The organism is Streptomyces sp. NPDC000348, from assembly GCF_042898795.1.
In the GTDB taxonomy this organism is placed as follows: domain Bacteria; phylum Actinomycetota; class Actinomycetes; order Streptomycetales; family Streptomycetaceae; genus Streptomyces.
Genome location: NZ_JBIAZD010000017.1, coordinates 26039 through 43172 on the forward strand (window position 1 = coordinate 26039; position 17134 = coordinate 43172).

Below are 17134 nucleotides of genomic sequence, written 5' to 3' on the forward strand. Positions count from 1 at the left end.
ACGCCGGGCCCCCGCTCCCCGTCAGGCGCTCTCCCGGTGTGTCCCGGCCTCCAGCGACGGCGCCGAACCCGGCAGCGGGCGGCCCGCCGACTCGGCCATGCGCCACACCGCGAAGCCGCCGATCACGGCCGCCGCCATCATGTAGTAGGCGGGCATCATCATGTCGCCGGTCGCGCCGATCAGGGCCGTGACCACCAGCGGGGTGGTGCCGCCGAACAGGGACACCGAGACGTTGAAGCCGATCGACAGCGAGCCGTAGCGCACCCGGGTCGGGAACAGCGCGGGCAGCGCGGACGGCATGGCCGCGGTGAAGCAGACGAGGAGCAGGCCGAGCGCGCCCATGCCGGCGGCGACCGCGAGCAGACCGCCGTCGCGGATCAGCAGCAGCGCCGGCACCGACAGCACCAGGAACCCGGCGCAGCCGGCCGCGATCACCGGACGGCGGCCGACCCGGTCGGTCAGCGCGCCGGCGAACGGCTGGACGATCATCATCAGCACCATCACGCCGAGCACGACGACCAGGCCGTGCGTGGCGTCGTAGCCCAGCTCACTGGTGAGGTAGCTCGGCATGTACGACAGCAGCATGTAGTCGGTGACGTTGAAGACCAGCACCAGGCCCACGCAGAGCAGCAGCGCGCGCCACTGGCCGGCCACCATCTCCCGCAGCGGCACCTTCGGGCGCTCGCTCTCGGCCTTCGCGACCTCGGCCGCGAACGCCGGGGTCTCCTCCAGGCGCATCCGCAGGTAGAGGCCGATGACGCCCATCGGGCCCGCGATCAGGAACGGCACGCGCCAGCCCCAGGAGAGCAGGTCGTCCGGGGAGAGCAGCGCGGTCATCAGGGTGACCAGGCCCGCGCCGCCGATGTATCCGGCGAGGGTGCCGAACTCCAGCCAGCTGCCGAGGAAGCCGCGCCGCTTGTCGGGGGCGTACTCGGCGATGAAGGTGGACGCGCCGGCGTACTCGCCGCCGGTGGAGAAGCCCTGCACCAGACGGGCCGCCAGCAGCAGGACCGGGGCGCCGACGCCGATCGCGGCGTAGGAGGGGATGAGGCCGATGGCGAAGGTGCCCGCCGCCATCATGATCATCGTGAGCGCGAGGACCTTCTGCCGCCCCACGCGGTCGCCGAGCGGGCCGAAGACCATGCCGCCGAGCGGGCGGACCAGGAAGGCCGCGGCGAAGGCGCCGAACGTGGACAGCAGCTGGGCGGTGGGGTTGCCCGAGGGGAAGAAGACCTTGCCCAGCGTGACCGCGATGTAGCTGTAGACACCGAAGTCGAACCATTCCATCGCGTTGCCGAGCGCCGCGGCCTTCACGGCGCGCCGGACGAGCGCGGGGTCGGTGACGGTGGGGGCGGAGGAGTGGGCGGCACCGGACTCCGGCGGGGCCTTCCGCAGGGACGGGGGAGCGGCGACCGTGACAGTGGTCAAGACTTCGCTCGCCTACCTTTCGACGGGAACAGGGGCGGGTCCGCGCGGCGGCGCTGTCGGGCGGGCCGAAGAAAGCGACGATAGGCGGACTTGGCCCCTCTACGGGCGGTATGCGAATAGCTGCACACTGCACATAAATGCGCCGTACGCAGGGGCGCAGCGCCGCGCCGAGGCGTTCCGCCCGGTGGCTCATTGTGATCCTTCTCGCGTCGCCCGCGGGCAACGCGATCTCCCGCGGACTATCGTCATCCGGACAAAAGTGAGAGGGCCGTCAGGTGAAGCCGCGGTTTCCCGCGTCCCTGTCCAGGGGTGGCGCGGGCCCCACGGGGCCCGCGGAGCGGATCCCCACGCACGGGACGCGCGGGGCGAAACGGGGCGGGAGGCCGACGAGGCGTGGCGAACGCGGAGCACAGTGGGCGACCGGCAGAGACCCTCGGGGCGACAGCGGTCGGCGGCACCCGGGCACGGCTGCGCGTCGCGCGCCTGGCCCTGTGGCTGCTGGCCGCCGTCCTCGCCGTACGCCAGGTCGCCGTCGTCCTCACCACGCCGAGCGGGGAACGGCTGACCGCCCTGGAGACCTGGGTGGGCCCCGAGGGCGTCCTGCACGTCAGCGGCTCCCTCTACGACTCCACCCGGTTCACCGGCACCCCCTTCGGCGGACTCGTCCTCAAACCCCTCACCCGCCCCGCCGAACAGGCCCTCGGCTGGGGCTGGACCTTCGGCACCCTGCTGCTGGTCGTCGCCCTCGGACTGGTCGCCGCCCGCGCCCTGCCCCGGCCGGTCGGCCGCCGCACCGCGCTCCTGGCCGGGCCCGTCGCCGTCAGTCTGCTCATGCTCTCCCTGCCGGTGCGCAACACCCTCTGGCTCGGCCAGACCAGCATCATCCCGGTCCTGCTCGTCCTGCTGGGCTGCTTCGTCGTCCGCGGCCGGCGCGCCGGCGGCGTACTGATCGGCACCGCCGCCGCCCTCCAGCCCACCCTCCTCCTCTTCGCCCCGCTGCTGTGGTCCACCGGCCGCCGCCGGACCGCCGCCGCCACGGGCGTCACCTTCGCCGCGGCCACCGCGCTCGCCTGGGCCGCGATGCCGCACGACTCCCGCACCTACTGGGTGCACCACCTGGCGGGCGCCGGCCTCGGCGGCCCCGCCGACGCCCTCGCCAACCAGTCCCTGCACGGCGCCCTGCTCCGCCTCGGCCTCGAGGGCCCGCTGGAGACCGGCCTCTTCCTGCTGCTCGGCGCGGCCGTCGTGGCCCTCGCGCTGAGACGCGCCGTCCACTACGCCCACGACGGCCAGCTCCTGCTCGCGGTCGCCGTCACCGGCTGCGCCGCCCTCGCCGTCTCCCCCACCGCGTGGCAGCACCAGCTGCTGTGGGTGCTGCTCACCGCGGTCGGCCGGGTGGGAAGACGCGCCCGCGACCGCCTGGTGTGGCCCGTCGCCGTCGTCCTGGTGATGACGCTGCCGGCGAAGATGATGCTGCCGGACATGGCGTTCCTGCACCCGCTGCGCGACAACGTCGTCCTGCTGGCCGCCCTGGCCGCCGCCACCGCGGTCCCCTTCCTCTCCCGCAGCTCGCCGTACTTCCGCACCCCGGTCCCGACCCGGTACGCCCCGCCCGCCCCGGCCCGCCACGCGTTCGTCCCCCTGCTGCCGTTCCTGCGCCGGGCGCTCATCCGACCGAACCTCCTGCTCGAGCTCCTGCTGATCCGCGTCACCTACGCCGCGTACGCCAAGGTCCGCCTCGCCGCGACCGGCGGCAGCAACTCGGCGGGCCGCCTCCGCGCCGAGGAGCACGGACAGCAGATCCTCGACCTCGAACGCCTGCTCCACCTGGACATCGAGCACGCCGTCAACCACGCCGTGGTGAAGGTCGGCTGGTTACGGGAGTTCTTCGACTTCTACTACACGTCGTTCCACTTCGCCGTCCCGCTGACCGTGCTCGGACTGCTGTACTGGCGCCGTCCCGTCGACTACCGCTGGGCCCGCGCGAGCCTGGGCTTCGCCACCCTCCTCGCCCTGGTCGGCTTCTGGCTCTACCCGCTCGCCCCGCCCCGCCTCATGCCGGACCTCGGCATCATTGACACGGTCCACGGCGTGCAGGACTTCTCCCAGCCCGACTACGGCACCCTCACCCACCTCACCAACCAGTACGCGGCGATGCCGTCGCTGCACTTCGGCTGGTCCCTGTGGTGCGGACTGGTGATCGCGGTCATCGCGCCGAAGGCGTGGATGAAGGCGCTGGGCCTGTTGCACCCCCTGTTCACGGCCTCCGCGATCGTCGCCACCGGCAACCACTGGGTGCTGGACGCGGCCGGCGGCGCGGTCGTCGTCGGAGCCGGCTTCGGACTGACGTACCTGCTCCAGGGCCCGCGCGCCCGTACGGCCGTGGCCGCGGCCGGGCTCGCGAGCGAGCCGCCGGCGCCGGTGAGGGACCGCGCTCCGGGCTGATCCGGTACGCGCCGGGTGCGGACACCGTGAGCCGGGTGAACGCGCCGTGGCGGCTCGGGCGGTCGCCGTCGCCGCGCAGCCGGGGCGAGTGGACGACCCGCACGGTCACCGCACCCGGCCGGGACGCGCGGAGCACCAGGTCGGCACCGGTGGTCCGGACGACGGTCCCGGGGGCGGAGACGAGCGGCACGGCGTCGCGGACGCGGAACACCTGCCAGTGGGCGTCGTGCCGGACGGGCAGCAGCCAGTCGGGGCGGGTACGGCTGTCGCGCATCGGCCGCGCCCGCTCCATGGTGAGCCGCCGGTTCCAGCCGCGGACGAGACGGGAGTGGGGCACGCTCGCGTGGACGTGGAACGGGCCGGCGGTCGTCTTCCCGCTGTCGGGCGACTCAGTCGAGCGTGCCGACGAGGTCCACGTGGAAGGGGTTGAGATCCTCGGTTCGGCCGCTGAGTACCTTGGTCAGCCAGTCGGGATCACCCAGGAGAGCCCGGCCGACCGCCACGAGGTCGAACTCGTCCCGTTCCAGACGGGCGAGCAGGCCGTCGATGTCGGTGACACCTGCCTGTTCGCCCTGGAACACCTGGAGGAACTCGTTGCTGAGGCCCACCGCTCCCACGGTGATGGACGGTTTGCCGGAGAGCTTCTTCGCCCAGCCCGCGAGGTTGAGGTCGGAGCCGTCGAACTCGGGCAGATGGAAACGGCGGGTGGAGCAGTGGAAGGCGTCGGTGCCCGCCTCGGCGAGCAGGCTGAGAATGGTCTCCAGTTCCTGCGGCGTCTCGGCGATCCTCGCCTGGAAGCCGTTCATCTTCCACTGGGAGAGGCGGAAGAGGACCGGGAAGTCCTCGGACACGGACTCCCGGCAGGCCGCCACGATCTCTGCGGCGAAGCGGGCGCGGGAGGCGACATCGCCGCCGTACGCGTCGCTGCGCTTGTTGGTGTGGGCCCAGAGGAACTGGTCGATGAGGTAGCCGTGCCCGCCGTGGATCTCGACGCCGTCGAAGCCGAGCGCCTCGGCCGCCGCTGCGGCGGTCGCGTAGGCCGCGATCACGTGATCGATGTCCGCCTGCGTCATTGCCTCCCCTGTCACCGAACCGTCCAGCGCGATGCCGGACGGACCGATCCGCGGGGCGTCGGGCACCGGCGGGGCTCCGTCGGCGCGTTGCATGCCGACGTGCCACAACTGGGGCACGATCCGGCCACCCGCCTCATGCACCGCGTCCGCCACCGCGGACCAGCCGATGAGCGCGTCGTCACTGTAAAAGCGTGGCACCCGGCCGCTGCTCCCCGCCGAGTCGTGGCCGACGTACGTGCCCTCGGTGATGATCAGGCCGACGCCGCCGGCCGCCCGCCGGGCGTAATACCGCGCCACATCTCCGCCCGGGACGCCGTCGGGGGAGAACTCGCGCGTCATCGGCGCCATGACGACGCGGTTGGGAAGAGTGAGGCTTCCCAGGGAGAAGGGGCGGACCAGTAAGTCCTTGGCACGTGCGGCCGAGTTGCTGGACATCGTTCATTCGCCTTCGGTAGAGGGCCGATCGCACGGAGAGGGGCGTGTGAACCGTGCGATCTGTACCTGGTCGGGGTGATGTGGCTCGGGCGGTCGAGGGCTGACCTCGGCCGCGGCAGGTGATCGGACGAGAGGACGGGGCTCAGTCCGCGGTGGGTGTCTTGAGAGCAGCCTGTGCCGCGTCGGCGTCCGGCGGGTCCACGGCCCCGGGGACTGTCGCGTCGGCAGCCGGCGCCGCCCGTATGAACCACGCCGTGGCGAACGCGATCGCCGACAGGACTGCGGCGCCGACCACGACACCGTGCAGACCGCTGCTGACGGCTTCCGCGACGGCGTCGCGTGCCCCGGCGGACATGTCCTTCAACAGGGCCGGGGTGAGTTCGCCCCCGGCCGGCAGTCCGTCCTCGGCTTCGGAACCGAGCCGCTCGGCCAGCACGTCGCCCATGCGGTTGCTCTGCACGGCCCCCAGGACGGCGACCCCCAGGGAGCCGCCGAGGGTGCGCACGAGGGTGACTGTTCCCGTGGCGGCTCCCATGTCACGCGGAGCGGCGTTGTTCATGGTGGTGATCAGGGTGCTCTGCATCAGGATGCCGACACCGACCCCGATGGTCAGAGTGAGCGCGGAGGCCACGGCGACAGGGGTGTCCGTACCGAGCAGGAGCAGCAGCAGCGCGCCGCCGGTCATGACGGCACCGCCGGTGAGCGGCAGGACGCGCTCCAGGCCGCCGCGGTCCACCATCCGCCCGGTGGTCAGCTGGGCCGTCAGTGAGCCGAGCATCAGGGGAAGGAGGAGCATGCCACTGAGCGTGGACGAGGCGCCCTGCACGAACTGCAGGTACTGCGGAAGATAGTTGATCACGGAGACCAGAACGGCACCGACCAGGAAGCTGAGAACCTGGGCGAGGGCGAACTCGCGGCTGCGGAACAGGCTCGGCGGTGTGATCGGTTGCGCCGCGCGCAGCTCGACACGGGCGTACCACGCCAGGCTCACCGCGGCCGCCGCGCCGAGTCCGGCGATCTGGGGCGACGCCCAGGCATAGCTGGTGCCGGCCCGACTGGCCAGCAGGGTGAGGGCCAGGACGCCGGTGGTCAGGAGAGCCGCACCGAGGTAGTCGACCCGGACCTTGACGCGTTCGCTGTGCAGCAGTACGCCTCGGGAGACCGCCAGCAGCGCGACGGCACCGACCGGTACGTTCACGTAGAACGTCCAGCGCCAGTCCATGTAGTCGGTGATGAACCCGCCGAGCAGTGGCCCGCCGACAAAGGCGACGGGCAGCATCACGCCGACCATCGACTGGATGCGGCCCCGCTCCTGCTGCGGCACCAGCACCCCGATGACCGAGAGCGCCCCGACCATCAGCCCGCCGGCACCGATCCCCTGAACGGCCCGGAAGGCGATGAGCTGGCCCATGCCCTGAGCCAGGCCGCACAGCATCGACCCGGCCAGGAAGACCACCACCGCGGACATGTAGGCGCCCTTGCGGCCGTACAGGTCACCGAGTTTGCCCCAGAGCGGGGTGGCAGCGGCCATGGTGAGCAGATACGCCGTCACCGACCACGAGAAGTTGTCGAGGCCTCCGAGGTCGCCCACGATCGTCGGGAGCGCGGTACTGACGATCTGCCCGTCGAGGGTGGCCAGGAAGATGCCGAGCATCAGTCCGAAGACGCCCAGGCGGGGCAGGTCCGGCCGGACGGGTGCGGGATTGCCCGCTGTGCGGTCGTTCATTGGTTCTCCCCCCATGCGCGCGTGGCGAGACGTCAGACGGCGTACGGGCGGACGCGTTTGGCCTCCCGCAGGGCGTGCCCCCACCAGCTGAGCTGGTCGAGCATGGCCTTGGCCGCGACGTCGCATCCCGGGTCGGACGGCTTGCCGTCCGCGTCGAAGACCTCGCCGTAGTTGTGGAAGCTGACGGTGTTGCGGATCGTCACCGCGTGGAGCTCCGCAAGCACGACGCGGAGCTGCTCGACGGCGCGCAGGCCGCCGGCGAGGCCGCCGTAGGACACGAAGCCGACCGGCTTGGCGTGCCACTGGTCGTTGTGCCAGTCGATGGCGTTCTTCAGCGACGCCGGGAAGCTGTGGTTGTACTCCGGCGTGACGACGACGAAGGCGTCTGCTGCCGCCAGCCTTGGCGACACCGCGCCGAGCAGCCGCATGACTTCTGGGGAGGGCGCCTGGCCGAAAGCCGGGAAAACCGTCGGCATGGGCGTCTCGACGAGGTCGACGAGATTCGCGGTCATGCTCTCGTGCTGCTGGATGTGGTCCTTCAGCCAGTCGGCCACGACGGGGCCGAATCGTCCGTCCCTGGTGCTGCCGATGATCACCGCGGTCCGCAGAGGACTGTCGTTCCGGTCGCCCATGAGAAACACCTCGATGTGTACGTCGTATCGGTTGCGTACAACGTACACATCGGAGTGTGCGACGTCTACTCTTGATACGGTGTACACGAATGCTCGGCGGAAGGAGCCCGGTCGATGCCCGCCCAGGAGAGACATGCACAAAGCGGGAATGGGGACCGTGTCTCCCTGTGGGAACGCCTCGAACGCCCTGCTCCCGCTCCTCGGACGACCCTCACCGCGCGGCGGATCGCCGACGCCGCGGTCGGGATCGCCGACGCCGAGGGCATCGACGCCGTCACGATGCGGCGCCTGGCCACCGAACTGGGCGTAGCCCCCATGGCGGCGTATCGCTACGTCTCCAGTAAGGACGAACTCCTGGAGTTGATGGTCGACTTCGTCTACGGGGAGCTGGAACTCCCCGAGGAGGCGATGGACTGGCGCGAGGTCATGCGGACGCTCGCCCTGCGCATCCGTGACGTCCTGCTCAGGCACTCGTGGGTGACCCGCGTGACCTGGTGTGCACCGACCCCGAACCAGTTGGCGGTGCCGGAGAGGGCATTGGCCGCGCTCTCCGGTCTCGACACCGACACGGCGATGGCGGTCTACAGCACCGTCACCGCGTACGTGCACGGAGCCGTCGACTCGGAAATCGGCCTGACGCGAATGCTGAGGGCCCGCGGCTGGTCAAGCCGCGAGGACGCGCGCTCAGGACTGGCCTCGCACATGACCTGGCTCATGAACACCGGCCGCTACCCGAGGTACGAGCACTACATCGGCGACGCCGCGCGCAAGGACGACCCGCAGTGGCAGTTCGAGACCGGCCTCGACTGCGTCCTCGACGGCATCGCGGCACGCCTGGCCGCCTGAAGCGTCCCGCGTCCGCCGTGCACCCCCTCGCCCTCCGAACGGCGCACGCCCGGAATGGCGCCTCTCCACCGGTCGGGGCGTTTACCACCGGGGCGTACGGGCCGCAGTGCCGTACGGGAACGGCGAAGGCGGCGGCCCCGGGGATCGGGGGGCCGCCGCCTTCGGTACGGGGGGTACGGAGCCGTCAGTACCAGTTGTTGGCCTGCCAGAAGGACCAGGCGCCGCAGGCGCTGCCGTAGCGGTCCTTCATGTAGTCCAGGCCCCACTCGATCTGGGTGGCGGGGTTGGTCCTCCAGTCGGAGCCGGCCGAGGCCATCTTGGAGGCGGGCAGGGCCTGGACCAGTCCGTAGGCGCCGCTGGAGGCGTTGGTGGCGGTGGGGTTCCAGCCGCTCTCGTGCTGGACGATCTTCGAGAAGCACTGGAATTCGGCCGAGTCGCCGATCATCCTCTGCGCGGTCGCCTGGGCGGAGGAGGCGCTCGTCGGGGTCGCGGCCTGGGCGGGCGCGGCGGCGATCAGGGTGCCGCAGGCGGCGGCGGCCAGGGCGGCGCCGGCGAGGGTCTTCTTCGGGGTGGCGATGGTGCGGAGGAGCGAAGCGGCGGACACGGGCGGCCTTTCGGTCGGAAGCGTGGAGGTCGCGTCACGCGGTGCCGGACGCCTTGGGCGGCGGAGGCGTGCGTCGGCGCCGCGACCCGTGGGGTACGTCGGCGCCCGGCGACCGCTCCACGGAAACAAATTCCGGAATTGCCCGCAAAGGTCCCCTTTACTACCGGAGTTCGGAGAGGCCGGCCCGGGAGGCGGGGGTGCCCCGCGCGGCCCCGGCGCCCCGCTACGGTGCCGGATCGTATGTGACGCCGGTCATGTGGGGTGCTTCACCGTCCTGGTCGCGGGGTGTGAGCGGGGGTTCACCGAGGGGCGTCCCCGAAGGTGACCGGCGCCTCGAAGGCCGCCCTGCGGGTGGCGCGGCGGAGGGCCTTGAGGAGGGGGGCGCCCACGGTGAGGGTCAGGGCGACCGTGACCAGGGCGCGGCCCAGGTCCCAGCCGAGGGACGTCGCCAGGCAGTAGGCCAGGAAGCGGGCCAGGTTGGTGGGGAGCGGCGCGTCGGGGGAGAAGGAGATGCCCGAGGCCGACGCGGACATGAAGGGCCAGCCCGCCATGTTCATCACCGTGCCGTAGGCGAAGGCCGCCAGGAATCCGTACCCGGCGAGCATCCAGAGCTCCGCGCGGCCCCGCAGGCGGTCGGCGCCCGGGAGGAAGCCGGCGCCCATCGTGAACCAGCCCATCGCCAGCATCTGGAACGGGAGCCAGGGGCCGACACCGCCCGTGAGCAGCGCGGACGCGAACATGGTCACCGAGCCGAGGACGAAGCCGAAGCCGGGACCGAGGACCCGGCCGCTGAGGACCATGAGGAAGAACATGGGTTCCAGGCCGGCCGTACCGGCGCCGATGGGGCGCAGGGCGGCGCCCGTCGCGGCCAGGACGCCGAGCATCGCCACCGCCTTCGGGCCCAGGCCCGACTCCGAGATCGTCGCCGCCACCACCGCCACCAGCAGGACCAGCAGGCCCGCGAAGAGCCAGGGGGCGTCCTGGGCGTGGGCGTTCAGGGAGGAGGTGGGCGGGGCCAGGAAGGGCCAGCCGAAGCCGGCGACGCCCACCGCGCTGACCAGGGCGAGGGCCAGCCACGAGCGTGGGCCCAGGCGGATCGCCCGGGTCCGGCGGTCCGTCCGCCGGCCTGTGGTGGTGGTCATCGCTCCAGCGCCTCCCGGACCTGGGAGACCGTGAGCCACTGCTGCGGGGCCAGGATCTTCGCCACCTGCGGCGCGAAGGACGGGGACGCCACGACCACCTCCGCCGACGGGCCGTCCGCGATCACCTCGCCCTCGGCGAGCAGCACCACCCGGTGGGCGAGTTCCGCCGCCAGTTCCACGTCGTGCGTGGCCATGACGATGGCGTGGCCCCCGGCGGCCAGTTCCCGCAGGATCGTCACCAGACGGGCCTTCGCCGCGTAGTCCAGGCCGCGGGTCGGCTCGTCGAGGAGGAGCAGGGGCGGGCGGGCGGTGAGGACGACCGCCAGGGCGAGGGTCAGGCGCTGGCCCTCGGACAGGTCGCGGGGGTGGGTGTCGTCGGCCACCGAGGGGAGCAGCCGGGTCAGCAGGGCGCGGCAGGTGCCGGGCTCGGCGCCCGCGTCCCCGTCGGCGGCCGCGCACTCCGCCGCGACCGTGTCGGCGTAGAGGAGGTCGCGGGGTTCCTGGGGGACCAGGCCGACGCGGCGGACCAGGTCGCGGGGGCGGGTGCGGTGGGGGACCGCGTCGCCGGTGCGGACCGAGCCCGCGGACGGGGCGACCAGGCCCACCAGCGCGCCGAGCAGCGTCGACTTCCCCGCGCCGTTGCGGCCCATGAGGGCGATCGTCTCGCCGGCGGCGACCGTCAGGTCGACGTGCCGCAGCGCCTGCACGCGGCCGCGGCGGACGGCGAGGGAGCGGACCTCGGCCACCGGGGCGGGGGCGCCGGTGTCCGGCTTCGTGCGCTTGAACGGGCGCCGGGCGGGGGCGGTGGGGAGCGAGGGCGCGTCCTCGTCCTGCGGGGGCCGGTGGCCGGCCAGACGGTCGCGCAGCGCACCCGCCCCGCGGCGGGCGTCACGGACCGTCAGGGGGAGGGGGGACCAGCCGGCGAGGCGGCCCAGCTCGACCACGGGGGGACAGACGGGGGAGACCGCCATCACCTCCGGCGGGGTGCCGAGCCACGGCCGCTCGCCGGGGCCCGGCAGCAGGGCCACCCGGTCGGCGTACTGGATGACGCGTTCCAGGCGGTGTTCCGCCAGGAGGACGGTGGTGCCCAGGTCGTGGACCAGGCGCTGGAGGACGGCCAGGACCTCCTCGGCGGCCGCCGGGTCCAGTGCGGACGTCGGCTCGTCCAGGACCAGCACCCGGGGGTGCGGGGTGAGGACCGAGCCGATGGCCACGCGCTGCCGCTGGCCGCCGGAGAGGGTGGCGATGGGGCGGTCGCGGAGGCCGGCGAGGCCGAGGAGGTCCAGGGTCTCCTCCACCCTGCGGCGCATCACGGCCGGAGGGAGGCCCAGCGACTCCATCCCGTAGGCGAGTTCGTCCTCCACCGTGTCCGTCACGAAGTGGGAGAGCGGATCCTGGCCCACCGTCCCCACGACGTCGGCGAGTTCGCGCGGCTTGTGGGTGCGGGTGTCGCGGCCGGCGACCGTGACCCTGCCGTGCAGGGTGCCGCCGGTGAAGTGCGGGACCAGGCCGCTCACCGCGCCCAGCACCGTCGACTTGCCGACGCCGGACGGGCCGACGAGCAGTACCAGTTCACCCTCGGGGACCTCGAAGTCGACGCCGTGGACGGCGGGTTCGGACGACCCGTCGTAGGTCACCGACACGTTCTCGAAGCGGATCACGTCGTCGGCTCCTTGCGGGTGTGCGACGCCTCGGGGGCGGGGGCGAGGAAAGCGGGCAGCAGGCCGGTCAGCACGGCCGCCGCCGGCCACAGGGGGAGCGTGGGCGCGACGAGCGGGACCACGCCGGGGTGCAGGGCCGCCGGGTCGCGGGAGGCGGCGAGGGTCAGGAGGGCGGCCACGGCGGCTCCGGACGCCGTGACCAGCCAGGCGCGGGCGTCCCAGGGGTCGGGGCGGTAGCGGGTGCGCAGGGTGCGCCGGCCGCCCAGCCACAGGCCCGCGAGGGCGGCGGCGACACCGGCGAGGAGGACGGGGAGGCCGTAGGCGCCGCCCTCGGCGGTGAGCAGTCCGTACGTTCCCGCGCAGACGCCGAGCAGGCCGCCGAGGGTGAGGGCGGCGGTGGTACGGCGGACGGCGGGGGGCACCTGGGCGGTACGGCCGTATCCGCGGGCGTCCATCGCGGCGGCGAGGGCGACCGAGCGCTCCAGCGCGCCCTCCAGGACCGGGAGCCCGACCTGGAGCAGACCGCGGACGCCCCTGTCGGGCCGGCCGCGCAGCCGGCGGGCGGCGCGCAGGCGCTGGACGTCTGCGATGAGGTGGGGCGCGAAGGTGAGGGCCACGACGACGGCCACGCCGAGTTCGTACAGGGCGCCGGGGAGGGACTTGAGCAGGCGGGAGGGGTTGGCGAGGGCGTTGGCGGCGCCCACGCAGACGAGGAGGGTGGCGAGGCGGAGGGCGTCGTACAGGGCGAAGGCGAGGGCCTCGGCGGTGACCTCGCCGCCGAGGCGGATGCCCTGGGCCCAGTCGGGGAGGGGGACCTCGGGGAGGCGCACGAGGACGTGCGTGCCGGGGATGGGGGAGCCGAGGAGGACGGCGAAGGCGAGGCGGACGAGGAGGACGGCGAGGGCGAGTCTGACGAAGGCGCCGTAGGAGCGGGACCAGGGGGCGTGGGGGCGGCGGGTCGCCACGACGTAGGCGGAGACGGAGAGGAGGAGGGCGAGGAGGAGGGGGTTGGTGGTGCGGGTGGCCGCGGTGCCGAGGGCCAGCGCCCAGAGCCACCAGGCGCCGGGGTGGAGTTGGGTGCGGTGTGTGTGCCGGGCGGGGCCGGGTGCGCTCGCCGGCGCTTGCCGGGTGCCTCCCCCACTCTCGACTTCTCCCCCACTCTCGACTTCGCTCGAGCGGGGGGACCCCCATGAGCGGGGGGACCCCCATGAGCGGGGGGACGACCCCCATCGCCCACCCGTGCCGCCCCTGGGGGCACCTCCCAGGCCCTTGAGGCGCTGGGGGAGGCCCGACTGCCCGCAGTCACGCGGATGCGACTGCCCGTGGTTACGACGCACGGCGGCGGGTCTGCCAGACGGCTGCTGCTCCTAGGAGGGCCACCACGGCGATTCCGGCTGCCAGGCCCACCGACGGGCCGCCCGAGTCGTCCGGCTCGGTCCTCTCCTCTGCGGGAGCGGGGGGCTGTTCCGCCGAGACCTGTTCTCCGCAGCCCTTCTCCGGGTAGCCCGCTATCGCGCAGAGGAGGGCGTTCGTGTCGTAACGGAGGGGCTTCGCGACCGAGGCGAGGGCCTCGGCGGTCGTGGCGTCCTCGGCGACCCGGGCGCAGGCCGTGCGGCCGGACGGCGGGGTTTCGCCGGACGGGGCGTCGGCGGGGGTGCCGAAGTCGATGACCAGCGCCACGCGTTTCCTGCCGTCGGCCGCCGGGGTCTTCGCGCAGATGGTGCCGAAGTCGGCGGTGCCACGCGGCTTCGCCGCGTCGGCGGAGTCCTCGCTGACGGAGAAGCGGAAGCCGTGGACGTCGCCGTCGGCGGGGCGGGCGAGGGACGGGCCCTGGTCGGCGTACGTCCACGCCGTGCCGTCCTGCTCCCAGAACGACCAGTAGCGGTAGCCGGCGGCCTGCGCCCGGCCCGCGCCCGCCGACAGGGGCAGGAGCGCGGCCAGGAACAGCACGGTGGCCCGGCGGATCACGGCTGCTGCCGCTTCGTACGGCCGCTGACCAGGAAGCCGATGCCGATGCCGGCGACCAGGCAGACGCCGACGAACCACCAGACGCCGAAGCCGGATCCGGACTCGTCCTTCTTCTCGTCCTCGTCGTCGCTCTTCGTCCCGGCGGTCTTCTCGGCGGCGGCGGGGCCGGTCGCGCCCAGCTGCTTCACCAGGTCCGTGCCGCCGAAGTCGCGCGGGTCGGCGCCGGTCGCGTGCGCGGCGAAGATCAGCTGGGCGTAGGCGGCGGGGCCGCTCTGTGCCGCCCAGTCGGCGGCGTTCTCCTCCAGCCAGGCCAGGGACGCGCCGGCCTGCTCCGTGGAGCCCTGCGCGGCGAGCGCGACCACCGCGTCGGCGGTGTTGCCGTAGTCGGGCCGGTCCTCGGCGCCGGCGAGGGCGGAGGTGAGGTGGCCGTTCTCGGCGAGGGCGGAGGTGAGGTGGGCGGCACCGTTGGCGGCGGCCTGCTCGGGGGTGCCGGCCTTCTCGCAGGAGGCCGCCGCCTTCGCGTCCTTGCCGGGCTCGACGACCAGGCCCGCGCCGAGCGAGCCGAGCACGCCCGCCGCGGTCGCGTCCGCGTTGGCGACCAGCTCGCCCTTCTTGTCCGGCTGGAAGGCGAAGGCGCCCGCGCCGTCGCCCTCGCAGGGGAGCGCCAGCTTCAGCAGGGCGTCGTAGGGGGACTTGCCGTCCTTCTTCACCTCGGCCGGCTTCTCACCGGCGGCCGCGAGCGCGCCGATGACGACGGAGGTGGAGTTGGTGTCGCTGGCGCCACCCGCCAGGTAGCCCCAGCCGCCGTCCTCGTTCTGCGCGGACTTCAGCCAGTCGACGGCCTTCTTCGTCACGTCGTCGTGGCCGCCGAGCGCGGCGAGGGCCTGGACGGCGGCGGCGGTCTGGTTGGTGTCGACCGTCGTCTTCGCGTCGCACGCCCCGGTGGGGTCGGCGCGGTACGGGGCGAAGGAGCCGTCGGCGCACTGCTGCCCGGTGAGCCAGTCGACGGCCGACCCGGCCGGCTCGACGCCGACCGTGTGCTGGGCGAGCAGGGCGAGCGACTGGCGCCAGACGCCGTCGTACTGCGGGTCGCCGTCGCCGTACAGGCCGGAGGGGAGCGCCCGGGACGGCGACGGGGACGGGGTGGTGTCGGCGACGGCCGGAGTGGCGGCGCCGATCACGGCGACGGCGGCCAGGACCGCTGCGCTGCGGCGGACATTCATGATCGGCGGGTGCCTTCCCTGCGGGGGCCGGGCAGCGCGGGACACCCCGGCGGCTCGGCTCCGTATGCCTCGACGGTGCCGTGCGCCGGCGGAGCGCCGGGCACGTGAGCCGGTCACGAACCGTGCGGGGCGGTCCGGCTCACCGCCTCGGGGGCGGCTTACGGTAGGGGTCTCCCCGGGTCGAGCGAAGTCGAGACCTGGGGAAGGGTCAGCGCCGGAATTGCACCGGCTTCCCCCCGTACGGTGTGATGACGACGCCGACACTCTACCCGCCCGTAGGGAAGGGGTAAGAGGTGGCTTCGGTGAGTGGGGTCACGCGGGCCGTGAGGCGCGCACCGCACCCGCAGTCCCGGAAAAGGGATGCGGGTGCGGGTGGGCCGGGTCAGGACGCCGTGCAGGCGCCGACCTGCGGCGGGGGTGTCGTACCGCCGTTCACGGTGAAGCCGAAGCTGGTCGAGGCCCCGGCCGCGAGCGTGCCGTTCCAACTGGACCGCACCGTCATGACGGTGCCGCCGCTGTCCCAGGTGGGTGAGCCGTTCCAGACGGAGACGACCTTCTGCGGGGCCGTCATGGTGACGTTCACGCTCCAGGCGGTGATCGGCGAACTGCCCGCCGTGATCGTCACCTTGCCGTTGTAACCGTCGCCCCACTGTTCCGCTGTGGTGGAGGTGGCGGTGCAGGCCGCTCCGGGCGTGCCCGGACCGCCGGGGCCGCCACCGGGGGCGCCGCCCAGGGCGCTCAGTACGGCGTCGTAGGCGGGCTTCTTGTTGTAGTTGTTGTCGAACAGCAGGGGGGTGCCGCTCGCCCGCCACGAGTACTTGTCCGGGATGCCCCACACGGTGATGCCGGTGCAGCGCGTCACCGCGAGGCAGGCCCGTACGACGTTGCCGTAGTTGGTGGCCTGGGCCTGGCCCGAGCCCTCGATGTCCAGCTCCGTGATCTGCACGTCGACCCCGAGGTCGGCGAAGCGCTGGAGGTTGGCCCGGAAGTCGGAGGGGACCGGCGAGTTGCTGTTGAAGTGGCCCTGGAAGCCGACGCAGTCGATGGGGACGCCACGGGACTTGAAGTCCTTGACCATGTTGTAGACGGCGGTGCTCTTCGCGTTGACGCCGTCGGTGTTGTAGTCGTTGTAGCAGAGCTTGGCGGCCGGGTCGGCCGCGCGGGCCGTGCGGAAGGCCTCCTCGATGAAGCCGTCGCCGAGCTTGCTCTGGAAGGGCGAGTTGCGCCGGGCGCCGCTGCTCCCGTCCTGGAACGCCTCGTTGACCACGTCCCAGGAGTGGATCTCACCCTTGTAGTGGGTCATGACCTGGGTGATGTGGTTGTTCATCGCGGACCGGAGGCCGGTGGCGCCGAGTCCGGAGACCCAGCTCGGCAGCTGGGAGTGCCAGACCAGGGTGTGGCCGCGGACGTCCATGCCCTGGCTCCGGGCGTGGTTCACGATCTGGTCGGCGCGGCTGAAGAGGAAGGAGCCGCGGCTCGGCTCGACGGCGTCCCACTTCATCTCGTTCTCGGGCGTCACCGAGTTGAACTCGCGGTCGAGCGTGGCCGCGTACTGCGCCTCGTCGAGGTGGTTCGCGGCGACGGCGGCACCGAAGTAGCGGCCCTTCTCGGCCGTCGCCGCGCCCAGGGTGTCGGCGGCGTGGGCGGTGGTCTGGGGAAGCGCGGCGAGCGCGGTGACGGTGAGCAGGGCGGTGGTGGTGGCGCCGAGGGCGGCGCGCGGTCGGCCGCGTGCGGGGCCGCCGCCTCCGGCTCCCGCTCTCGCTCGCTTTCTGATCATGAGCATGTCATCCCTTCTCCGGTGGAGCCCCGTGCTGCGGGTGAGTGGGATTGCTGCCGTGCGGTCGAACGAAAGTTTCGGACTCGGTTCCGAATTTCCGCGGAGACGATACGGGTCACCGGGAGGGCGGTCAATCATTCACACAGGGCGGAAGTCCTCGGCATGTGAGGGCCT

The 17134-nt window shown here is 73.0% G+C and carries 13 protein-coding genes; 2 read left to right on the forward strand and 11 right to left on the reverse strand.

The features are described from left to right. Positions 1–21 precede the first annotated feature (21 nt). A complete protein-coding gene (locus tag ACFY3N_RS27870; protein WP_390819502.1) occupies positions 22–1428 on the reverse strand; it encodes an MFS transporter in 1407 nt (468 codons plus the stop codon). Positions 1429–1821: 393 nt separating this feature from the next. Between ACFY3N_RS27870 and ACFY3N_RS27875 the strand changes: the two genes are divergently transcribed. Further along, entirely contained in the window at positions 1822–3873 is a 2052-nt protein-coding gene (locus tag ACFY3N_RS27875; protein WP_390819503.1) for a bifunctional glycosyltransferase 87/phosphatase PAP2 family protein, read from the forward strand. Between the two features lie 389 nt (positions 3874–4262). Here ACFY3N_RS27875 and ACFY3N_RS27880 read toward each other — a convergent pair whose 3' ends face one another. The 3 genes from ACFY3N_RS27880 to ACFY3N_RS27890 all read right to left on the reverse strand — a co-directional run bounded on the left by ACFY3N_RS27880 (position 4263) and on the right by ACFY3N_RS27890 (position 7739). Beyond that, positions 4263–5381, reverse strand: coding sequence for an NADH:flavin oxidoreductase (locus ACFY3N_RS27880; RefSeq protein ID WP_390819504.1), 1119 nt, complete (start codon positions 5379–5381; stop codon positions 4263–4265). 142 nt (positions 5382–5523) lie between these two features. Continuing rightward, a complete protein-coding gene (locus ACFY3N_RS27885) occupies positions 5524–7107 on the reverse strand; it encodes an MDR family MFS transporter (RefSeq protein ID WP_390819505.1) in 1584 nt (527 codons plus the stop codon). A 32-nt stretch (positions 7108–7139) separates the two neighbouring features. Continuing rightward, entirely contained in the window at positions 7140–7739 is a 600-nt protein-coding gene (locus ACFY3N_RS27890; protein ID WP_390819506.1) for an NADPH-dependent FMN reductase, read from the reverse strand. Between the two features lie 114 nt (positions 7740–7853). Between ACFY3N_RS27890 and ACFY3N_RS27895 the strand changes: the two genes are divergently transcribed. Next, a complete protein-coding gene (locus ACFY3N_RS27895) occupies positions 7854–8585 on the forward strand; it encodes a TetR/AcrR family transcriptional regulator (RefSeq protein WP_390819507.1) in 732 nt (243 codons plus the stop codon). Positions 8586–8769: 184 nt separating this feature from the next. On the opposite strand, the gene ACFY3N_RS27900 is transcribed toward ACFY3N_RS27895, so the two are convergent. From ACFY3N_RS27900 to ACFY3N_RS27930, 7 genes are all read right to left on the reverse strand, one after another. Then, positions 8770–9189 carry a transglycosylase SLT domain-containing protein gene (locus tag ACFY3N_RS27900; protein WP_390819508.1) on the reverse strand — a complete coding sequence of 140 codons (420 nt, stop codon included), beginning with the start codon at positions 9187–9189 and terminating at the stop codon, positions 8770–8772. 299 nt (positions 9190–9488) lie between these two features. Next, on the reverse strand, positions 9489–10331 hold the full coding sequence (locus ACFY3N_RS27905; protein WP_390819509.1) for an ECF transporter S component: 843 nt from the start codon (positions 10329–10331) through the stop codon (positions 9489–9491). Then, positions 10328–11992 carry an ABC transporter ATP-binding protein gene (locus ACFY3N_RS27910; RefSeq protein WP_390819510.1) on the reverse strand — a complete coding sequence of 555 codons (1665 nt, stop codon included), beginning with the start codon at positions 11990–11992 and terminating at the stop codon, positions 10328–10330. Before ACFY3N_RS27910 ends, ACFY3N_RS27905 begins: the two co-directional genes overlap by 4 nt. After that, on the reverse strand, positions 11989–13035 hold the full coding sequence (locus ACFY3N_RS27915; protein WP_390819632.1) for a CbiQ family ECF transporter T component: 1047 nt from the start codon (positions 13033–13035) through the stop codon (positions 11989–11991). Before ACFY3N_RS27915 ends, ACFY3N_RS27910 begins: the two co-directional genes overlap by 4 nt. A 283-nt stretch (positions 13036–13318) precedes the next feature. After that, positions 13319–13960, reverse strand: coding sequence for an SCO2322 family protein (locus ACFY3N_RS27920; protein WP_390819511.1), 642 nt, complete (start codon positions 13958–13960; stop codon positions 13319–13321). Then, a complete protein-coding gene (locus tag ACFY3N_RS27925) occupies positions 13957–15183 on the reverse strand; it encodes a prenyltransferase/squalene oxidase repeat-containing protein (protein ID WP_390819512.1) in 1227 nt (408 codons plus the stop codon). Before ACFY3N_RS27925 ends, ACFY3N_RS27920 begins: the two co-directional genes overlap by 4 nt. A gap of 382 nt (positions 15184–15565) precedes the next feature. Beyond that, positions 15566–16966 (reverse strand): endo-1,4-beta-xylanase, encoded by a 1401-nt coding sequence (locus tag ACFY3N_RS27930; RefSeq protein ID WP_390819513.1) that lies wholly within the window; start codon positions 16964–16966, stop codon positions 15566–15568. Positions 16967–17134: the final 168 nt, after the last annotated feature.